This window comes from uncultured Desulfosarcina sp. (assembly GCF_963664155.2).
Lineage (GTDB): Bacteria > Desulfobacterota > Desulfobacteria > Desulfobacterales > Desulfosarcinaceae > Desulfosarcina.
Window position 1 is genome coordinate 3,164,973 of sequence record NZ_CAXXXH010000001.1, and the last position, 18,638, is coordinate 3,183,610.

Annotated in this window: 14 protein-coding genes; 7 read left to right on the forward strand and 7 right to left on the reverse strand. The window is 55.7% G+C overall.

Features of this window, described 5'->3' with window-relative positions:
• Positions 1–127 precede the first annotated feature (127 nt).
• From ACHZBS_RS14460 to ACHZBS_RS14480, 5 genes are all read left to right on the forward strand, one after another.
• Entirely contained in the window at positions 128–964 is an 837-nt protein-coding gene (locus tag ACHZBS_RS14460; RefSeq protein WP_319407223.1) for a substrate-binding domain-containing protein, read from the forward strand.
• 204 nt (positions 965–1,168) lie between these two features.
• Positions 1,169–1,855 carry an ABC transporter permease gene (locus ACHZBS_RS14465; protein WP_319407224.1) on the forward strand — a complete coding sequence of 229 codons (687 nt, stop codon included), beginning with the start codon at positions 1,169–1,171 and terminating at the stop codon, positions 1,853–1,855.
• Positions 1,856–1,871: 16 nt separating this feature from the next.
• Positions 1,872–2,897, forward strand: coding sequence for an ABC transporter ATP-binding protein (locus tag ACHZBS_RS14470; protein ID WP_319407225.1), 1,026 nt, complete (start codon positions 1,872–1,874; stop codon positions 2,895–2,897).
• Position 2,898: 1 nt separating this feature from the next.
• Positions 2,899–3,816: a DMT family transporter gene (locus ACHZBS_RS14475; protein WP_319407226.1), complete on the forward strand. Its 918-nt coding sequence runs from the start codon at positions 2,899–2,901 to the stop codon at positions 3,814–3,816.
• A gap of 92 nt (positions 3,817–3,908) precedes the next feature.
• Entirely contained in the window at positions 3,909–4,748 is an 840-nt protein-coding gene (locus ACHZBS_RS14480; RefSeq protein ID WP_319407227.1) for an SH3 domain-containing protein, read from the forward strand.
• On the opposite strand, the gene ACHZBS_RS14485 is transcribed toward ACHZBS_RS14480, so the two are convergent.
• The gene (locus ACHZBS_RS14485) at positions 4,735–6,417 is read right to left on the reverse strand and encodes a diguanylate cyclase (RefSeq protein ID WP_319407228.1); all 1,683 of its coding nucleotides are present in this window, start codon (positions 6,415–6,417) and stop codon (positions 4,735–4,737) included. The genes ACHZBS_RS14480 and ACHZBS_RS14485 overlap by 14 nt on opposite strands.
• A gap of 404 nt (positions 6,418–6,821) precedes the next feature.
• Here ACHZBS_RS14485 and ACHZBS_RS14490 point away from each other — a divergent pair, with 404 nt between their 5' ends.
• The gene (locus tag ACHZBS_RS14490; RefSeq protein ID WP_319407229.1) at positions 6,822–7,265 is read left to right on the forward strand and encodes a MerR family transcriptional regulator; all 444 of its coding nucleotides are present in this window, start codon (positions 6,822–6,824) and stop codon (positions 7,263–7,265) included.
• Between the two features lie 49 nt (positions 7,266–7,314).
• Here ACHZBS_RS14490 and bamA read toward each other — a convergent pair whose 3' ends face one another.
• The 4 genes from bamA to gdhA all read right to left on the reverse strand — a co-directional run bounded on the left by bamA (position 7,315) and on the right by gdhA (position 16,786).
• Positions 7,315–10,134 carry an outer membrane protein assembly factor BamA gene (gene bamA / locus ACHZBS_RS14495; RefSeq protein ID WP_319407230.1) on the reverse strand — a complete coding sequence of 940 codons (2,820 nt, stop codon included), beginning with the start codon at positions 10,132–10,134 and terminating at the stop codon, positions 7,315–7,317.
• A gap of 8 nt (positions 10,135–10,142) precedes the next feature.
• Entirely contained in the window at positions 10,143–14,360 is a 4,218-nt protein-coding gene (locus ACHZBS_RS14500) for a translocation/assembly module TamB domain-containing protein (RefSeq protein ID WP_319407231.1), read from the reverse strand.
• A gap of 154 nt (positions 14,361–14,514) precedes the next feature.
• Complete coding sequence (locus ACHZBS_RS14505) at positions 14,515–15,063, reverse strand: ferritin (protein WP_319407232.1); 549 nt, start codon at positions 15,061–15,063, stop codon at positions 14,515–14,517.
• A 373-nt stretch (positions 15,064–15,436) separates the two neighbouring features.
• Entirely contained in the window at positions 15,437–16,786 is a 1,350-nt protein-coding gene (gdhA, locus tag ACHZBS_RS14510; protein WP_319407233.1) for an NADP-specific glutamate dehydrogenase, read from the reverse strand.
• Positions 16,787–17,040: 254 nt separating this feature from the next.
• On the opposite strand from gdhA, the gene flgM reads away from it, so the two are divergent.
• The gene (gene flgM / locus ACHZBS_RS14515; RefSeq protein WP_319407234.1) at positions 17,041–17,358 is read left to right on the forward strand and encodes a flagellar biosynthesis anti-sigma factor FlgM; all 318 of its coding nucleotides are present in this window, start codon (positions 17,041–17,043) and stop codon (positions 17,356–17,358) included.
• A gap of 127 nt (positions 17,359–17,485) precedes the next feature.
• Here flgM and ACHZBS_RS14520 read toward each other — a convergent pair whose 3' ends face one another.
• Positions 17,486–18,043, reverse strand: a complete 558-nt coding sequence (locus ACHZBS_RS14520; RefSeq protein WP_319407235.1) for a DUF4124 domain-containing protein — start codon at positions 18,041–18,043, stop codon at positions 17,486–17,488.
• On the reverse strand, positions 18,040–18,519 hold the full coding sequence (locus ACHZBS_RS14525; RefSeq protein WP_319407236.1) for a DUF1499 domain-containing protein: 480 nt from the start codon (positions 18,517–18,519) through the stop codon (positions 18,040–18,042). The genes ACHZBS_RS14520 and ACHZBS_RS14525 overlap by 4 nt, the downstream gene beginning before the upstream one ends.
• Positions 18,520–18,638 lie beyond the last annotated feature (119 nt).

The following is an 18,638-nucleotide window of genomic DNA, read 5'->3' on the forward strand; positions in this document are numbered from 1 at the left end:
AAACGAGCGCATTTCCCGCTGCAGGCAACGGTAAATGCGTGCGGCCCTGAACGATTATTATTCTTACGGTGAAGATTCTCCGCTGCCTGTAGCGGAGAGGCTTCAAATCAATGAGCGAGGTAAAGCCATGCAAAGAAAAAAACAAATAGTAGTAAAGGCTACTGTAATAATGGTATTGACCCTGATGATAGCCGTGCCCGCCATGGCCGCCGACAAGGTGCTGATGATGGCCACCACAACCAGTACCGATAACACCGGCCTGCTGGACTACCTGGCCCCCCATTTCACCAAAGCTACGGGCATCGAACTTAAATGGACGTCGGTAGGGACCGGAAAGGCCCTCAAGATGGGTGAAAACTGCGATGTGGACGTCCTGCTGGTCCATGCCCCGCCAGCCGAAAAAGTGTTTGTGGAAAAGGGATTCGGCGTTAACCGCCGGGAGATCATGTACAACGACTTCGTAATCATCGGCCCGGAGAGTGATCCGGCCGGCATCAAAGGCAAGAATGTTGTGGACGCACTGGGCGCTGTGCGTGCCAGGGGGGCGGTGTTTGCCAGCCGCGGTGACAATTCGGGCACCCATAAAAAGGAGCTTTCCCTGTGGAAAGCCACCGGCGCGGCCGTCCCGGAAAAGGAAAGCTGGTATGTGCAAACCGGGCAGGGAATGCTGGCTACCATTAACATTGCCGCCGAACGCAACGGTTACACCATGACCGATCGCGGTACCTATATCAAGTACGCCGATACCATGAAAGGCAATCCGCCGCTGAAAGTACTCGTTGAGCAGGACGATATTTTGCTGAACCAGTACAGCGTGCTGGCCATCAACCCCCAGCGCTGCACAAAGGCCAAATTCGATCTGGCCACCGCCTTTTCGGACTGGATGGCCGGTGCCGAGGCCCAGGGATTGATCCGGGATTTCAAATTGCTGGGGAAACCCCTATTCGTGCCCAATGCAAAATGATATTGATGGGCTAAAATCAAAATGCCGCATTTCGGCCAATATCGGCCTTGGGCTCACATTTAAATCTTCGACATACTTGATGTATGCCTCCGGTTGAAATGGTCGCCCGCCTTGATTTTGAACAAGTGCCGCGATTTCATATTTAACGGATCGGATTGACAAGAAGGGGGCATTTGCCCCCTTTTTCGATCATTGGAACATCAAATGGATTTTATCTTTGCCGGATTCATTGAGGCGATACACCTGCTTTTCGGTGGTGACGGCCAGACCTGGTCTGCGGTGGCCGCCACGTTGAAGGCTTCCTCCGGTTCAATGGCCGCCAGCCTGACACTGGGCATCCCCCTCGGATTCGTTCTGGGTTATTTTGATTTTCCGGCCAAGCGTCAGGTACGGCTGTTGGTGGATACGGCGCTGGCCCTGCCCACGGTGTTCATCGGTCTGGTGGTCTATGCCTTTATCTCCAACCGGGGCCCGCTGGGAGAGATGGGCCTGCTTTTCACCCTGACCGGCATTGCCATCGGCCAGACCATTCTGGCCCTGCCTGTGGTGGTGGCCCTGAGCGCCACGGCTGTGGAAAGTATGGACCGGCACCTGCGAACGCTCCTGATCTCTCTGGGTGCCAATCGGCGGCAACTGTTGCTCAGCAGTCTGTGGGAGGTGCGTTATGGGGTGCTGGCGGCCGGTTTGACCGCCTATGGGCGGGTGATGACCGAGGTGGGCATCTCCATGATGGTCGGTGGCAACATCAAGTGGCATACCCGCACCATCACCACCGCTATCGCTTTGGAGACGGGCAAGGGAATGTTCGCCACCGGCATCGCCCTGGGTCTTGTGCTGATCGCTATCGCTTTTGGCGTTAATGTGTGCCTCTCTTTTTTAAGGAAAAAATGAACGGGAGGTGTTTACTGTGTCCCAACCCAGCTACCGGATTGAAAATCTTGTCCACCGTTACCACAGCGACCCGGTACTGGCCGTCGATCGGCTTGACGTTGAACCGGCCTCCATCACGGGACTGGTGGGGCCCAACGGCAGCGGCAAAAGCACCCTGCTCAAGCTCATGGCCTTCATCCTTCGGCCCACCGAAGGACGTATCCTGTTCGACGGGGTGCCGGCGGTCCCGTTCGACGAATGGGTCCGTTTTCAGGTGACCCTGCTGACCCAGGATCCTTACCTCATGAAGCGCACGGTCTATAAAAATATCGCCTACGGATTGAAGGTTCGCGGGGATCGTGACAATTTGACCCAAGCCGTACACGATTCCCTGACCATGGTTGGTTTGGACCCCGATGCCTTTGCCCAGCGCCAGTGGGACGAACTGTCCGGCGGAGAGGCCCAGCGGGTGGCCCTGGCTGCCCGGTTGGTGCTGAAACCCCGGGTGCTGCTCCTGGACGAGCCGACTGCCAGTGTGGATGCCGCCTCCAGCGAACTGATCCGCGTCGCCTCCCTGCGTGCCCGCAGCGAATGGGGGACCACCCTGGTGATTGCCAGCCATGATCGGGAATGGCTCTACGATGTGTGTGACGAGGTGATCCACCTGTTCAAGGGAATGCCCGTCGGTACCGGCAGGAGCAATATGATTTTTGGCCCGTGGATCCGCCAGGACGATGGCCTCTATGTCAAAGTACTCGGCGACGGCAAATGCTTTATGGTGTCACCACCGCCGAATGAAGGTGCCACCGCCTTCATCGACCCTGCCGCCATCCGTATCTTCGGTAAAGGGGAGGGGCCAACAACCGCTCATATGGCAACCGTTGACGGTACGATCACCCGCCTTTCTCTGGAAAGGCAGGGCGGCGATCTGTTTGCCGATGTGCGTGCCGGTTCCCTCACGCTGGTCGTACGTGTCGCCGAATCCCACCTGGCGGCCATGACTCTTCACCGGGGGTGGCCTGTTACGCTTGGCTACCGGCCGGACAGCATCCGCTGGCGATAAGATGATCAATCGCGAAAATTTGTTCACCTGGCCGCCGATTGTATTTTTCTGGGCACTGATATGCGCCTTGCTGTGGGGCAGCGCCTTTCCCATGGTCAAGGCCGGCTTCGTGATGCTGGATATCCAGCACAGTACCGGTGGCAAACTCTACTTTGCCGCCTACCGGTTTCTATTGGCCGGCATGATGATTTTTGCCGGGGTTCTGGTTTCGGGAAAAACCATCGGGTTGTCTCACAGACGCGATTACGTCGCCATGGTCCTGACAGGGCTGCTTCAAACCACCTTGCAGTACACCTTCTTCTATATTGGTCTGTCCAATACCACAGGGGTGAAGGCCTCCATCATCATCGCTTCAGGCTCCTTCTTCCTGGCCCTTTTTTCTCACCTGTGGTTCAAAGACGACCCCATCACCGTTCGGAAAAGCACAGGGCTGATTTTCGGTTTTGTGGGCATCGTCCTGGTCAACCTGCAGGGAGACGGCTTGGACTTTCATATGACCTTGACCGGTGAGGGCTTCATCCTTCTCACCGCCCTGTCTTCCACCCTGGCACTGGTGGTTGTAAAAAAAACCGCCGTTCGTGTTTACCCGCCGCTCATGTGTGCCTATCAGCTGGTTGCCGGCGCCGTGGCCTTGTTCCTTTTTGCCCTTTTTTTCGAATCACCGGCGGTATTAACCTTTTCAGGGCCGTCTTTGTTTTTGTTGTTTTATCTGAGTTTTCTCTCCGCCGCCGCCTTTTCCTTGTGGTACCTGCTGATCCAGGCCAACCGGCTTTCCAGCATGGCTGTCTACCGGTTTCTTATTCCGGTTTGCGCCGTCCTGCTTTCCGTTGCCCTCATCGATACCGAACGCCTGCACTGGCAGGCCATGGTTGCCCTTATTCTGGTTTGCCTGGGCATGGTACTTACCGCCCGGGAATAAAGGTCCGGGTGGATCCGAAAGGGTTGACCCGCCGGCCTAATTCGATTAGTTTCCAATAGCTTCAATGCGGGTGTTATGGAGGGTGACTTTGCATGTCAAAATCGAAGAAAGGGCCAGAATCCAAGACTTATAGAATTGCTGCCGGGATATTGCTGATCGGGTTGCTATGCGCCTGTGTGCAGCGGCAGACACAGCCGCTAACCGTGCCATTGCCCCTTGACTGCCCACCGTACCCTACGGAAAAGATCGCCGGGTTGGTTGCGCAGAACCAGAGCCTTCAAAAGGGTTTGGCTTCCAGCCATGCCAAGATTGACGAGCTGGAAAGCAAGGCGGCTGACCTGGAAATCCGGATGCTCCAGAAAGAGGCAATGGTCAACGAACTGAATCGGCGTGTCAGCCTGCAGCAAAGACAGCTGGACGATGCGATCATCGAGGTTGTCCGGACCAAATCCAAACTTCGCAGTATCGAAAGCAAAGCCGAGACGGCATCTACCATTGCCGAAACCGAAATCGCCGTGAAATCGATGAGGGGCCGGATTGCCGACACCGACCCGGAGGGGATGGAGGCGCTGTTAAAGGCCGAGCAGCTGTTGAAGCTCAGCACCCGGGAATTCAAAGCCCAGAATTACGGCGGCGCCCTTTATCTTGCCGTTCAGTCGAAGAATCAGGTTAGTGCCGGCGACCGCAGCCTTCAGGGCCGCGACGAAAGCGCCCCGGTGGCCGGTGAAGTCCCTTTTGACCAGCCCCTGCCGCTGAAGCTTATCAAGAACACCAACCTCCGGGAAGGTCCGGATTTCAAGCACAAAGTGCTTGCGACATTGACGGCCGGCGCATCGATCATTGGCTATTCCTACAAGGAAAGCTGGATCCGTGTGGATACGGAAGACGGCATGACCGGCTGGGTTCATCAGACGTTGGTCATGGCCCGATAACCTGGTTCCGACCGTTGGCCTTGGCCTGGTAAAGCGCGGTATCGGCACGACTGAGGATGGCTTCCACGCTGTCATCGCCGTCGATGCATTGGGCCACCCCCACACTGATCGTCATCGATATTTCGTTTCCGTCATTGTAGAAGCGTACCTGGCAGATCTGTTCGCGAATCCGTTGGGCCATTTGCATCGCGCCGGCGGCATCGCTGCTGGGAAGAATGATCAGGAACTCCTCTCCTCCGTAGCGTCCGACGTGGTCGCATTCACGGACCACCTGGCCAAGGGTATCGGCAATTCGACGAAGCACCGCATCGCCGGCCAAGTGCCCATAGGTGTCGTTGATTTTTTTGAAATGATCGATGTCGGCGATCAATACCGAAAAGGGAATCCGGTACCGTCGCGTTCGGGCCATTTCCATGTCGAAGAGGTCCATGAGGTGCTTGCGGTTGAACAGACAAGTCAGGCCGTCAGTGATGGACAGCAGATGCAATTCGCGGTTTTTCTCCATCAAGGCTTCGTGAGCCTGTGAGATCTCCGCCTGTCCGCGCCGCAGGTTGGACACCATGTGGTTGAATACCTGGGTAAGATAGCTTACTTCGTTATTTCCGTGAACGGGGATGTCCACATTCAGATCGCCTGACGCCACCTTGCCCGCATCGCCGCTGAGACGCTTCAGTGGCCGCACAATGGTGTGCCCCAGAAAATAGGCCAGCGCACCCATGGCCAGCAGCAGGATGCCAATGATTATAAATGTGATCGTTCGAAGCTGCATGATATCGGCATAGGCGCCGGCCTTCTCCATCTCGGCAAATACCGCCCAGCCCATTTCCGGAATCCTTGTGCCGAGTCCCACCACCGGCTGATCCCGGTAATTTGTATATTCGACCGGCGCTTGGGGGAAATCGGACCCGGTGGCCAAGAGATTCCTGGCAACAATTGACTGCGGCGGATTGCCGAAAATGGATGTCGAACTGACGATGAGCCGGCCCTTTGGGTCCGTCAGATAAATTTCGTCCACACCTTCTGCCGCTTTGCGCTCGAGAATCGCCATGATGGACGCCAAGTCGATTTTTACCGCCAGGATGCCCAGACGGCGGTTGTCGGATGATTTAATCACCTCGGCAAGGGTCAGCACCCGCATGTTGAGGGTGGCGTCCCAGTATGGATCGCCGACAATCGGCTTTCCTCCTTCCAGTTGTTTGAACCATTGGGCCGGCAGGTTGACTACCGGCGTTTCGGAACTGCTGGTGGCCAGCGGGTCGCCGATCATGGAGACCAGCACCAATTCCCGGTAATCTGAAAATTTTTCGCGTACCGATCGCAGGTACTCCTTAACACGATTGGCAGCGACGAGGCGCTCGATATTATCCCGGTCCTTTCCGAGCATGCGCTGGAGATTTTCGGAAACGACATAGGAGCTGCAAAAGACCTTCAAATCGTAAAATCGCGCCTTGAGCCACAGGTCGAATTCGGCGCTGGTCTGGATCGTCGCATTGCGCAGTTCATTGGCGATCTTTTCCTGGAGAAATTTTCGGTTCTGGATATATGAGAGGGTGCCCAGGGACATACAAGGAATAATTGTGGCCAGCAGCGCAAAAACGATTATTTTTGTTTTAATGCTGCGAAGCCGCGAAACTTGAATGAAACGGGTTTTATGGTCTTCGTTTTCCAAAAACCACCTCAGCCGGGGTTATAATAAAACTGTATCCGGACGCATATTCGTGCACACGGGTGACTCCTGGGCCACCTGTTTGGGAAGCCAGCCACCCTGGCAAGACGGTAACGGGTCGTCATCCGCTTACCGGGAAAAGCCTTATCCGCTCCTGCATCGGGATTGCCATGGCACTGACTCGCATTATCGCAGGCTGCACCCGATGCAATAACATAAATTATTTTCTTTCATAATTATTGTTTTTTGTAAATTTGAATTCCCGTGCGGTGATGCTGGTCGGACAAAAAACGGGCCAAACCCCGCTGAAAATAAAAAGATCCCCAGATTAAAAAAATATCGACAATAATCACAAAAATATATATAAAACAATAATCTGACAACTGATCCATTATGGGGGCATGTATATGGCAAGAGAATTTTCCCCGAAAGACCTTGAAGAAATAACCGGAATCGCGGCCAGAAGAATAAAATTTTATTCCGACTGCAGACTGTTGAGCCTGAGAGAACAAAATCCCGGAAGGGGGCGGGGGCGGAAATATTCGAGGCAGAATGTTTTTGAGCTTCTCTTGATAAAGACGCTTGATTCGTTAGGGGTAATGTTATCGAGGATTGAAGCGATCTTTGCCAGCGCCGGTACAAGTTACTCCATTTTACTGGACCTTGCCACCTATGAAAAAGACGATCCGCCAGGATTGTTCGTTCAGATATCCGAAAATGGTGTTCAGTTCGCCGGGGTAAGAGATAGAGGAAGCCTGAAGGGTACGGAAACAATTACGCTGGACATGTCCGGCATGGCGAGCACGATTATAATTAATATGATAAGTCTGGCGCGAAAGGTGCCCGGCTGATATTAATTGTCAATTAACTGACAACTGTATTAAGACTTGAAAACACGGGTTAGAAACTGTATCCAATGGAAAGATGAAACCGGCCTGCCGACTCGCCGTCATCCGGGTCCAGTTTGTGGCCGTAGAGCAGGCCCATGGGACCGATGGGGGTAATATAACGCAGACCGATGCCTATGGACGAACGGAACCGGTCCGAGCCGCCTTCCACCAGCGTATGCTGTACGCTGCCGATGTCGAAGAAGGTCGTCAGCTCCAGATTCATCCCCAGATCGATGCGGGCCTCCAGGCTTCCGACTACTGCCGTCTTCCCGCCCACGGGGTTTCCTGCATTGTCAACGCGCAGCAGATTCTCATCAAAGCCCCGGACGCTTTGAATGCCGCCCAGAAAAAACAGCTGGTCGTCCGGGACCAGTTCACTGTCCGCATAGGGAATCACCTGCCCGATTCTGGCCAGCCCGGCAAGGGTCACTTTTTCCAGGGGGGTCCAGTAGTAGCGGGTATCGAACTGGTAGCGGAAAAAGTCGTCCAACTGGTTCTGGACTCCCTTGGAGATGTCCACACCGACGGATGAGAGCAGTCCCCGTGTAGGACGCACAAAAGAGTCCCGGCTGTCGTAGCGCACATAGGGGGTGGTCACGAAAATGGTACGGGTTTCATCATCCACTTCTTCCGGGGGGCGATCTTCGACACTGAACTGATCCCTTTTTTCCAGTCGGAAGCTCAGCGCGGTGTTCACATGCTTGCCCCAGTCGCGGCCAAATCCTATCGATCCGCCGGTGGTTCTTGTGCCGAATGGCTGGTTGAATTCAGTCAGCTCTTCATTGAACGCACCGATGCTGGCCGTGGTGCGGGTGCTCAGAAACCGGGGTTCGGTCAGTCGGGTCTCCACCCGGTAGCCGGTCTGGCTGATTTCAGCTTCGGCCCACAGATCCTTGTTCAGGCCGAACAGGTTGTGATCGCCGGCTTTGGTGCGACCGAAAAAGCCGCTGTCCGACTGATAACCGGCGCTGGTTTGGGCGTAGTAGGGTTTGTTCTCTTCGATCTCCACAAAGAGGTCGACCGTTTTCTCTTTTTCCTTCAAACCGAAGGTGCGGTAGCTCACCCCGTGAAAAATCTCAAGATCTCTCAACCTGCGCTGGCCGTTATAAAGCGACTGCAACGACAGGGGCGTCCGGGGCTGGACTTCCAGTTCACGGCGAATGACCTTTTCAGCGGTTCTCAGGTTGCCGGACACGAAAATGTCTCCCATGGTCACCTGCGGACCCGCATCGACCTCGAAAACGATGTCCGCCCGGGTGCGGTCTTGGCTGTAGGTGACACTGGCCTGCACCGTGGCATGGGGGTAACCTTTCTCGGAAACCAGGCTGGCGATGGCTTCCTTTTCCGCATCCAATGCAGCGGTGCGAAAAGGGTCACCGATTTTGTGGACCAACACCTTCCTGGCCTTTGCTTCCGGCAAAACCGTCAACCCCTTGATCGCAATGGAACCGACCGTTGTCCGGGGGCCTTCCTTGATATTCAGAGAGATGTCGGCGCCGGTTTTGTCTTCATTGAAAGTCACCTCGGAATCCACCGTGCGCTCGCGGAATCCCTGTTTCAGGTAAAGGGTAGTGACGGCATAGGTGTCCGTTTCCAAGGTTTCGGGAACAAAGGCACCCTCGTGGAAAATCGTTGGTGGGCGGGTGAGAATCTGTTTCCTGATTTCCTTTTCAGGGAGGGCGTGGTTGCCGGCAATGGTGACCCTGTCCACGATGGTTTGCGGCCCTTCGTGGATGACGAAGCGCAGCTGGAGGGTTTCCACCGGGGTGCCGGGCACAAGGATCGTCTCCGCCTTGATCCGGACATCGAGAAACCCGTCCTCATGATACCGTTTTTTAATATTCCGGACGCTTTTTCTCACGCCGACATTGCTCCGGTTTCCGTCCTTGAAGATGGCTACATCCTTTTTCAGGGTCAGGTCCCAGAAACGCCGGTTTCCCTCGAAAGCCACCGTATAACGCCTCCCCTCGCGGACCAGGACGGTTACGTTTACCTGGTGGGAGCCACCGGTGTCATCGATGCGATAGGATAGTTGGGCATCCGCAAATCCTTTCCGACGGTAGTAAGTTAACAGGGATTCCATGTCTTTTTTGAGCCGGTATTCGCTGAACCGGCCAATGCCGGGAAACAGCGAACTTCTCCAGACACTCATGTGCCAGGCGAGGGAATTTGACGAAATAACCCGGTTGCCCTCGAAGACAAGCGTACCGAGCGCGAAATGGGAGCCCTTGTCGATGTCTACGCGGATAACGGCGTAGTCGTTTCCATTGTCCCGCTGCGCTGTTATCGACACTTTCGGGTCAATGTAGCCTTCTCGCTGATACCGTTTGATGATGGCCCCGGCTTGGGCAGAAAGGTCCTCCCGGGTGAATGGGTCACCCGGATAGAGGGTCATCTGGTTTAATATATCCCGCTCGAAAAGGGGATATTTTCCCCGGATGCGGATGTCCGCAATGGTCCGGTAGGGAGTCAGGGTGAAGGTCAGCGTTTCACCGCCGGGGTCGGAGCTGGAATCCACATGGATGGCTGAAAAGCGACGACTAAATTTGAGTGCATCGATAGATGCCTGTAAAGCAGCTTTATCTAAATGATCCGCCGGGTGCAACCGGATAAGGCGCTTGGCCATGGCGGCGTGACGCTCCCGTTGGTCCGGCGGGCCAACGATGACTACCTGGATGTCGCTGATTACCGTCTCCGACCCATTTTTTAAAATGGCATCGCTGCCCACGGTGTCGATGTCTGCGGCCAGACTTCGGACGAACGAGACTAAAAGCATGCCGAGAATCAAGGCCCACTGGCGCGCCTGTTTTTTTCCGCGTCGTCGCTTCACCGGGTCATTCACCTGAATTCTACCCGGAACACCAGTTCGGTTCCGAATATGCCCTGGTTGTCCTGGAACCCGCTGACCAAGATGTTCTCCAGCAGTTTGTACTCCGTGATCGCCCGCTGGATGATTTCACCATCCTTGGACTCCACTGCATATTTGACGGTCATGCGATCGGAAAGATGTTTGCCCACGGTCACCTTGACTTCGCCGGCATCCTGACTACTGCCGCTGCCGTTGGTTTCCAGTTTCAGAATATCGACTCCCGTGGTTTTTTTGATGTCGGCCCCAAAGGTGTCGGCAAGCATTTCAGCCATGATCTGGCCGGTGCTGCGTTTTGCAGCCCCCTCGCCGGCGGTTAATTCCTGGGCGGTTTGACCGAAAAGGATCAGGGACAGGATGTCCGAATCGGTTTCCGTCGGCACCGAGGAAAGCTTCAGATCCAGATTGTCGGGGGTGCCTTTGATGGCCAGCTTGATTGTCCAGGTTCGGATTGACGTCTCGCTTTCGATGTCGATTTCAGCTTCGGTCTTGTAGGGATTGATAAAGTCGATGATGCCCTTTTTAACATCGAAAGTCTTTTTTTGGAAGGTGACGGTGCCTTCCTTGACCTGGGCACGGCCGCTGATCACGGGATGGTCCAGACGTCCACCGATTTTCAGGTCCGGGCTGATCTCAAGCTGGGCAAGGTTGTTCTGGACCAGAAAAGGCTGCCGATGGTTGAGACTGATATCCAGGTTGACCGTATCAAAATAAGGGATCGATAAGGGACGGGTCGCCGGGGTGACGGCCCGCTGCCGGCCGGTCGTCATCTGCAGCAGGTTAATCTTCACATCTTTGTAGTAAAGCCCTTCTAAGAGAACAATCTCTCCCCTGGCAGCAGCGTTGCGCTGGTCGCCAGTGATTTTAATGTCGCCATTGAGCAGAACGGTCAGTGTGTCGGGAATTTCAAGCGGAAGGGATTTCGCTTCCAGAGAAATATTCACCCGGGTCGGGGTGAATTTTTCATGAGCGATGGTGCCGCCGAGGTTGAACGATCCCGTATCCAGGAATCCACTTAAGGTGTCGATGCGGATATTGTCGCGGGTCAGGTGAATGCGCCCGTTGAGATCGTGCACCTTTTGAACCAGACCGGGCAAGGTCATGCCGATGTTTTCAAGCTCGATGCGGGCATCGATTTGCGGGTCGTCGGTGTCGCCGGCAATTTTACCCGTCAAGGTCAGGATGCCGGTGGCATCGGCCAGTTCGTCGTTGAAAATTCCCGCAACTGCCAGGGGAATCCGGCCGTCGAGTGCCATATTGAGGCGTCCGCCGATCCGGGCATCTCCCTTCAGATGAAGGCTGCCCGAAGAGAGCACTGCCGCCTCGAATTCCGGAATGGTCAGTTCCTGGTCGGCCAGTTGGGCAACCATGCGGCCAGACTGAATCAACGAGATATCTTTGAACAGCAGATGAAATGCCTTCAGATCCACGTTTACCGAGGCGTTGGCGGCATCCCGGATATTTCCGGCTGCCTGGACCCGGCCGGTCAGCGTACCATGAAAATCCGGTTTTCCCACGGCCTTGAAGTAACTGTGGGTTTCGGTGTGGTCAAATATCAGGCGGGCATCGAAATCTCCCTTTTTCAGGTCACAGGTGGCGTCCATGTCAAAATTCAGGTTTCCCGTGATCCTGGCCAGCATGTCATGGAGGCTGAAATCGAGATTGACATCTTCGATGACTTCCTCATTGAAGATCATGTCGGAGATGGTCAGATGACCGTCGATGTCCGGGTTTTCCAGGCTGCCTTTTCCGGTGGCATCGAGGTGCAGCATGCCTTCTCCGGGAAAAAAGTCATGCAGCCGCTGGATGCGGGAGATGGAGATGCCGGCCGATTTAATGTGCAGGTCAATGGTCTTATCCAAACCCACCGATCCGCCACCCTCGACCTGTTCGCCGGGGGCAACCGCAGCCATGAACCGGTCCAGCCACAGGCGCCTGTCCGCCAGGCGGACGTCGAGTGAAAGCGTCTCTAAGGGCTGACCGGCCAGATTGGCCTGCCTGCCGTCAAGGGAGATCTGACCGGCGGGATTTTCAAGACTGCCCCCCAGCATGCCTGTGAGGGAAAAATGGCCGCTTGCCGCACCGATAAAATCCCCGGGGTCAAAGTGCTTTGAATCAATGGTGAAGTCCAGGGGTGGGTCTTCGACCCGGCGAAGCGTGCCGGGATCCAGCACGCGGATGCTGCCCGCCGCGTTGAATGCGGACTCGTGATTGCGCAGCTGGAGCCGATCCACAAAGACGGTGCCGGCCTTCAACCGCACGCGGGCATCAACGTCACCGATGGTGGCGTCATGAGTGGCCAGCGCCGTGGCGTTGAGGGAGAGCTCGCCTGTTAGCGATCCAAGCGGGCCGCCCACCTGCAGCCGGCCGTCGAGGGTTCCGTTGATAGGCGGGGAGTCCATAAAGGCTGCAGGGGTCAGCGTGTCCAGGGTGAGGGTAAGCGCGTTGACAAATTCGGGGTCGATGCCGCCGCTGTCCGGCAGCAGCCGCAGGCGGCCATTGCCCTGGATCCGGGTCCCCCGGTTATGCAGGCTCAGAGTGGTCAGGTCCAGCCGGCCGTCATGGTCCAGGTGGGCTTTGAGGGTCAGATCTCCGAGGGTATAGGTATCGACTTTCAGGTTCTTCGAGGTCAGGTCCACCGAGAATTGAGGTCGGTTCAAATTGCCGCCTACGGTCAGCACCGCCTTGCAGGCGCCCTGGACGGACGGTAGCCCCACGACGGCCAGGGCCCGGGAGAGGTTATCTGCCGTCAATGACAGTTTGCCGGCAAGAGCTCCGTCATCCATCTGAAAACGGCCCTCCCCGGCCAGTTCGACACCGTCGGCAGCGGCGTTGAAGCGGGATAGGGAAATTGTGCCGCGGTCCAACTGGGCCACCAGATTAGCGTCGGCGTCGACCGGCCTGTCCATGCCGGGGACGAGCAGGCGCCGTCCCGACGCCTTGATTGCCAGCCGGGTCGACATGCCCGAAGGGATGACTCCATTTCCGGTTAATGAGACCCGACCGGCCGATGCGCCGCTGATATCGATAAACGGTTTCAGCCACTGGTTGAGGTTTGGGATGTCCTGCACCAGGTTGAGCGTATAGGTGATGGCGTTGACATCTGCCGGCGGAGCGAGAAAGCCTGTTGGAAATGCACCGCGCAGGTTTACCGTTCCATTGAGAATGGCCGAACCCTCTGCCAGCCGGAGCGCGGCCTTATCGATTGTTATTTGCCGATCTTTAAGGTCAATGGAAAGATCGCCACGGTCCACCGGCTGACCGGCAATCACACCCTTGCCAACGGTCATGTCGAGCCTGGCATCAGGCTTGGCCACGGTTCCCTTGATGGCGAGTTTGGCGTTTACCGGACCGGCATAATCTCCGGCAAGATTGAAAATTGACTTCAATTCGGCCAGCTGGCTGTCGACGGACAAACCAGCGTCGATCAGTGGCGTCGTAAATAGACTGTCGGCCGAACCGGAGAGCCTCGATTCAGTGTGGCCGGAGGTGACATCCAGGGCGGACACGCTCAGTTTGTCGCCATCCAGATGTGCCTTTAAAACGATGCGGGCCGGTTCAGGACGGATGCCGGCGCTGTTGAACCGGAAACGGTCCACCGCCAGTTCCAGGCTGCCGGAGCGGGCCATTAGATTTCCCTCGGCGGAAAGGGTGAGTCCGGTGGCTTCCAGGTGCATGGTGGCATCTGACGGGGTAAACGTGAATCGGCCGTCGGTCAGCTGCACCGATTCAAAAACGATATTGAAGGGCAGTCCGGTGCTGTCGGTCGCCGGTGCGTCCGCCTCCTTTTGCCGGGCCACCGGCGTCAGGGCGGTCATCAGGTTGAGGCCTGTCGCCGCATCCATGGCGAGGTCTGCCCATGGACCCTGAAGCAGTATGCGATTCAGTCGGATCTCCCGTTTCCACAAGCTCTTCCAGTCAAGCCCCACGGAAAGATGCGTAAAACCCGCCAGGGAAAGCCCCCGGGGGTCGTGGAGCACAACGCCATAGAAGTCAAGGCCTGGGCAAACGAGAGACAGACCGAGCTTCTCGGCGGTTACATGGCCGGGGATCGCCGTGTTGATCCGGGACTGTACCCATTGAAGACCCTGGTTGGATTTAATCCAGAAGAGGGCACCGCAGAAAACAATGCCCACTGCGGCCACCAGGGTGGCGGCGACCAGCAGTGTGGATTTGAGGACGGGTTTCATGGGAACAAAAAATACCGCCTTCTGAGTAAAAGGACAATCTCAAAAAGGCGGTATTTTAAAGGTTTTATAGAAAAAGGCACCATTTTCGAGCCGGTGACCGCGTCACCCCCTGCGCCCTTTTCCACACGGTAAATGCGGTTTTTCAATTAAAGGGTTATGCGCCCGCAGCAGCCATGGCCGCCGCCACGCCCTTGCTGAAGTCGGTCGGTACGGTGGTCATCCGACCGGCCAGTTCCCGGTCCAGCATCATCAAACCCTGGGGGTTGTCCCTGATGAGTTTGAGCTGGGCGATGATGTCGTTGTCGTTTTCCTCCTCCTCCACCTGCTCGGTCACATACCACTCCAGAAAGATCTGGGACGCGTGATCCTTTTCGGCAATGGCAATCTCCATGAGGTCGTTGATGGATCGGGTGATGAACTGTTCGTGGGCCAGGGTCTGGGTAAACATGTCCAGGGGAGACTTAAACTCCGCCGGCGGCGCCTGGATGGCGGCCAGCTTTACCTGCGCTCCCTGCCGTTGGATATACTCGAAGATCTTCATGGCATGCAGCATCTCTTCATGGTACTGCACCATGAACCAGTTGGCAAAGCCTTTGAGGCCCACCTGGTTGCAGTGGGCCGACATGGACATGTAAAGGATGGCCGAATACATTTCCCGGTTGACCTGCTCGTTCAACGCCTGGGTCATTTTATCACTGATCATGTATCTCTCCTTCCCGTTTGGTGGCGATTATTGGTAACGCATGTATGGCCGGCACTTGCCGCCATTGGCAGGCTGCTGAAAAACGATTGCGTTTGGCCATACGGTGTTAAAATCCGGCTCAAAATGCTCATTGATCACCCACAAACTCCGCTTTTCGGCCGGATTTTGCCTTGTCGGGCCTGCACTCATGACGTTTTTCAACACCCTGTTGGTGGAGCGGGGCCGGGTGGTTCTGTTTTGCGGACATCGTGGAAAGCAGAATCATCCCGACTGATCGACTGCCCAACAGTAATCACCGACAACCCGGTCTTCAAGGGGCGGGCAATAAAGCGGATACCATTGTTTAGGAATGAAAGGAGCGCCGCGTTTCCGGCTAAATGATCCCCTGGTCCAGCATCGTGTCGGCCACTTTGATGAAACCGGCGATATTGGCGCCCATGAGATAATTGCCCGGACTGCCGTAGGCGTCGGCGGCGGCCAGGCAGGTGTCGTGAATGCCTTTCATGATGATCTTCAGCCGGCTGTCCACCTCCTCGCCGAGCCAGGCCAGGCGGATGCTGTTCTGGGTCAGTTCAAGGCCGGAGACGGCCACGCCACCGGCATTGGCAGCTTTGCTGGGTGCGTAGAGAATTCCCTTGTCCGCGAAAATGTCCCTGGCGTCGAGGGTACAGGGCATGCTGGCGCCTTCGCACACCAGTTTGACGTTGTTGTTGATCAGATGGTAGGCGTCCTGTTTGCTGATTTCATTCTGGGTGGCGCAGGGAAAGACGCACTGGGCACGGTGTCGCCACAGGGGATTCGACTCCTGGTCCGGGGTCGCCGGTGTGTAGACGGCGTGGGCATATCGGTCGGCATATTCGCTGAGCCTGCCCCGCCGGATGTTTTTCAGGTGGCAGACGAATGCCAGCTTGTCCGCATCGATTCCCTCTTCATCGTAGATGTGACCCGATGAATCGGACAGGGTGACCACCTTGGCCCCCATCTCGATCAATTTGCGGGTGGTGGCCTGGGCCACATTGCCGGATCCGGAGACCAGGCAGGTTTTCCCAGAGAGGGCGTCATTGCGGGTGGCCAGCATCTGGGCGGCGAAATAGACGCATCCGAACCCGGCCGCTTCAGGCCGGATCAAACTGCCGCCCCAGCCCAGCCCTTTCCCGGTCAACACGCCGGTGAATTTATTTTTCAATTTGCGGTACATGCCGAACAAATAGCCGATTTCACGGGACCCCACACCGATATCCCCTTCGGGCACATCCGTGTTTGCTCCGATATGCCGGAACAGCTCGGCCATAAAGCTCTGGCAGAAGCGCATTACTTCACCGTCCGATTTGCCCTTGGGTTCAAAGTCTGTTCCACCCGCGCCGCCGCCTAAGGGCAGGGTGGTCAGGGCATTTTTGAAGACGTGTTCGAATGCTAAAAATTTTAAAATGCTCTGGTTTACCGACGGGTGAAACCTGAGTCCGCCTTTGTACGGGCCGATAGCACTGCTCATCTCCACCCGAAACCCCCGGTTGACCTTGATCTGGCCCATGTCGTCCATCCAGGGCACACGAAAAGTGATGATGCGTTCTGGCTCCACGATCCGTTCTGCGATACTGTGGTGGCGGTATTCGGGGGTTTTATCCAATACGGGTCTGACGCTGTTCATCACGTCGCTGACGGCCTGGATGAATTCCTTTTCATGGGGATCTCGGGCCAGTGTGCTTTGCGGAATATCGGTCATGTCAATCACCTTCGAGTTGAAGCGGTTTTCATTTTATGAGCAGTGAACCGGGCTCTGTTTTAGGTCATCGGCGATGATTCTGCAAATCCTTTTTGGGAGGGTACGGTTTTGAAACTTAATTCCCAAAGACAATCAGGCGGGGTTCCAATCGCAAATATATCAAATTGTTGTGCCCTTTTTAGTAAAAAAAGCTATTGTTTTTTGGTAATGTGGCCGATAATATAGTCAAAACAGTACAACAAGGAGTCGCGAACATGGAAATTAAGGGCAGTGATATTCAATCCAAACTCAATGTCTACCAGAGCGCGCAAGTACAGGGGAAAAAGTTGGATACAGCCAAGTCCGAAAAACCTGAAGCACCCACCCCCCAACAGGACCGGGTGGCACTGAGCGGGCGGGGACGGTCAATCGCCGATGCCCAGCGGGCCATGGCTTCTGTCCCGGACGTGCGTGAATCCCTGGTTTCCCAGATCCGGAACGACCTTCAAAATGGGACCTACATCGTTGATAATCAAAAGGCGGCTGAAGGCATCCTGAGAGAATCCTTGGTCAACCAGGCCGCCATGATGTAATCCACCGACAGCATTAACGATGCGCAAATAAAGGGAGATGGCAGACCAGCCGTCTCCCTTTTTTGTGTGCCACCCACAACTGGGTTTGGATCTTCCAGTGTAACAGGCATCCGTTTCGGCGCAACGATCAGTTTGCCGGCGCGGGAGGGCCCGATTCGCCACCCGGTCGTTTCATATTCAGCTCGATGGTTTCCAGACGCTTTTCGGTTTCCGAAATATCCTCGTCAACGTAGCGCTGATCGCTTTGGTAGGTGGTCAGATTGTTATTCAGCACTACCAATTGCCGCTCGATTGATTTTTCATTTCTGCGGGCATAGGATCCGCTGCGCTTACGGTAGTATTCGGCATCCTTTTCCGCCGCGGCAATGCTGGCCCGGTTTTCCACGATGATTTTTTCAAGCTGTGTTTTGCGCTCCTTGAGCCGCTTCAGCTGTTTGTTCAGCTGTTCAGCCTGCTGCATCTCGGCGCTATTGGGCTGCGGCGGCGGATCGGGCGATGCGTTCGTCTCAGTCGGGGCGGAATAACGGATTACGCTTTCGACCGGCGAGCGGTCATTCGGTGGTTGGTCGGTAATGTGGATGTTGCCCTCTGCATCCGTCCATGTGTAGACTTCACCGGCGACAGCCGGGTTGATGAGCATCAGGAGGATAAACAGCGCATGAATCGTCGGCCATACCCTTTTCATGTGCCGCCCTCCTGCGAGAGCCGGGTGTGAAACAATTGCCGTATTTTCTCGATCCGTTTGCGATTGACGCCAAAATCAGAGTGTCCCACCCGCGAGGCGGATCGCACATGGATAACGGCCGTGTCCGGGAAAAAGAACTCCACATCGTCGACAAACCCCATTATTCTGGATTTGAATTCCACGTGAAGATATTGGTTGGTTTGGGTCACGATGCGGGTGCCCGGCATCCCCTGAACCACCTGCTGGATCATCTCCACGGCGGTGGTTTTTTGTCCTGCATAGGCAATGGGATCGATATGGTGCCGCTCATCCCCATCCTGGCTGATGACGCAGTTGGGTGTGCCGGGGCAGGGGGCCAGACGGCCTTCCCTGAGGCCGATATCCGAGGGCGGCTTGCCGGCGCATCCGAACAGGAGGACTCCGGTCAACAGGATAAATGCATTCAATGACCTTGTGTCAGGTTTCATTTTTTTCATGATTAGGAATTTTTCATCCATGCGTCAAGGTCTGACTGTATAAATTGAGGATAGAGATGGATGGCGGATGAGAAAACGACGCTGACCCGGCCTAATCCACTATATAACCGGTGAACCGC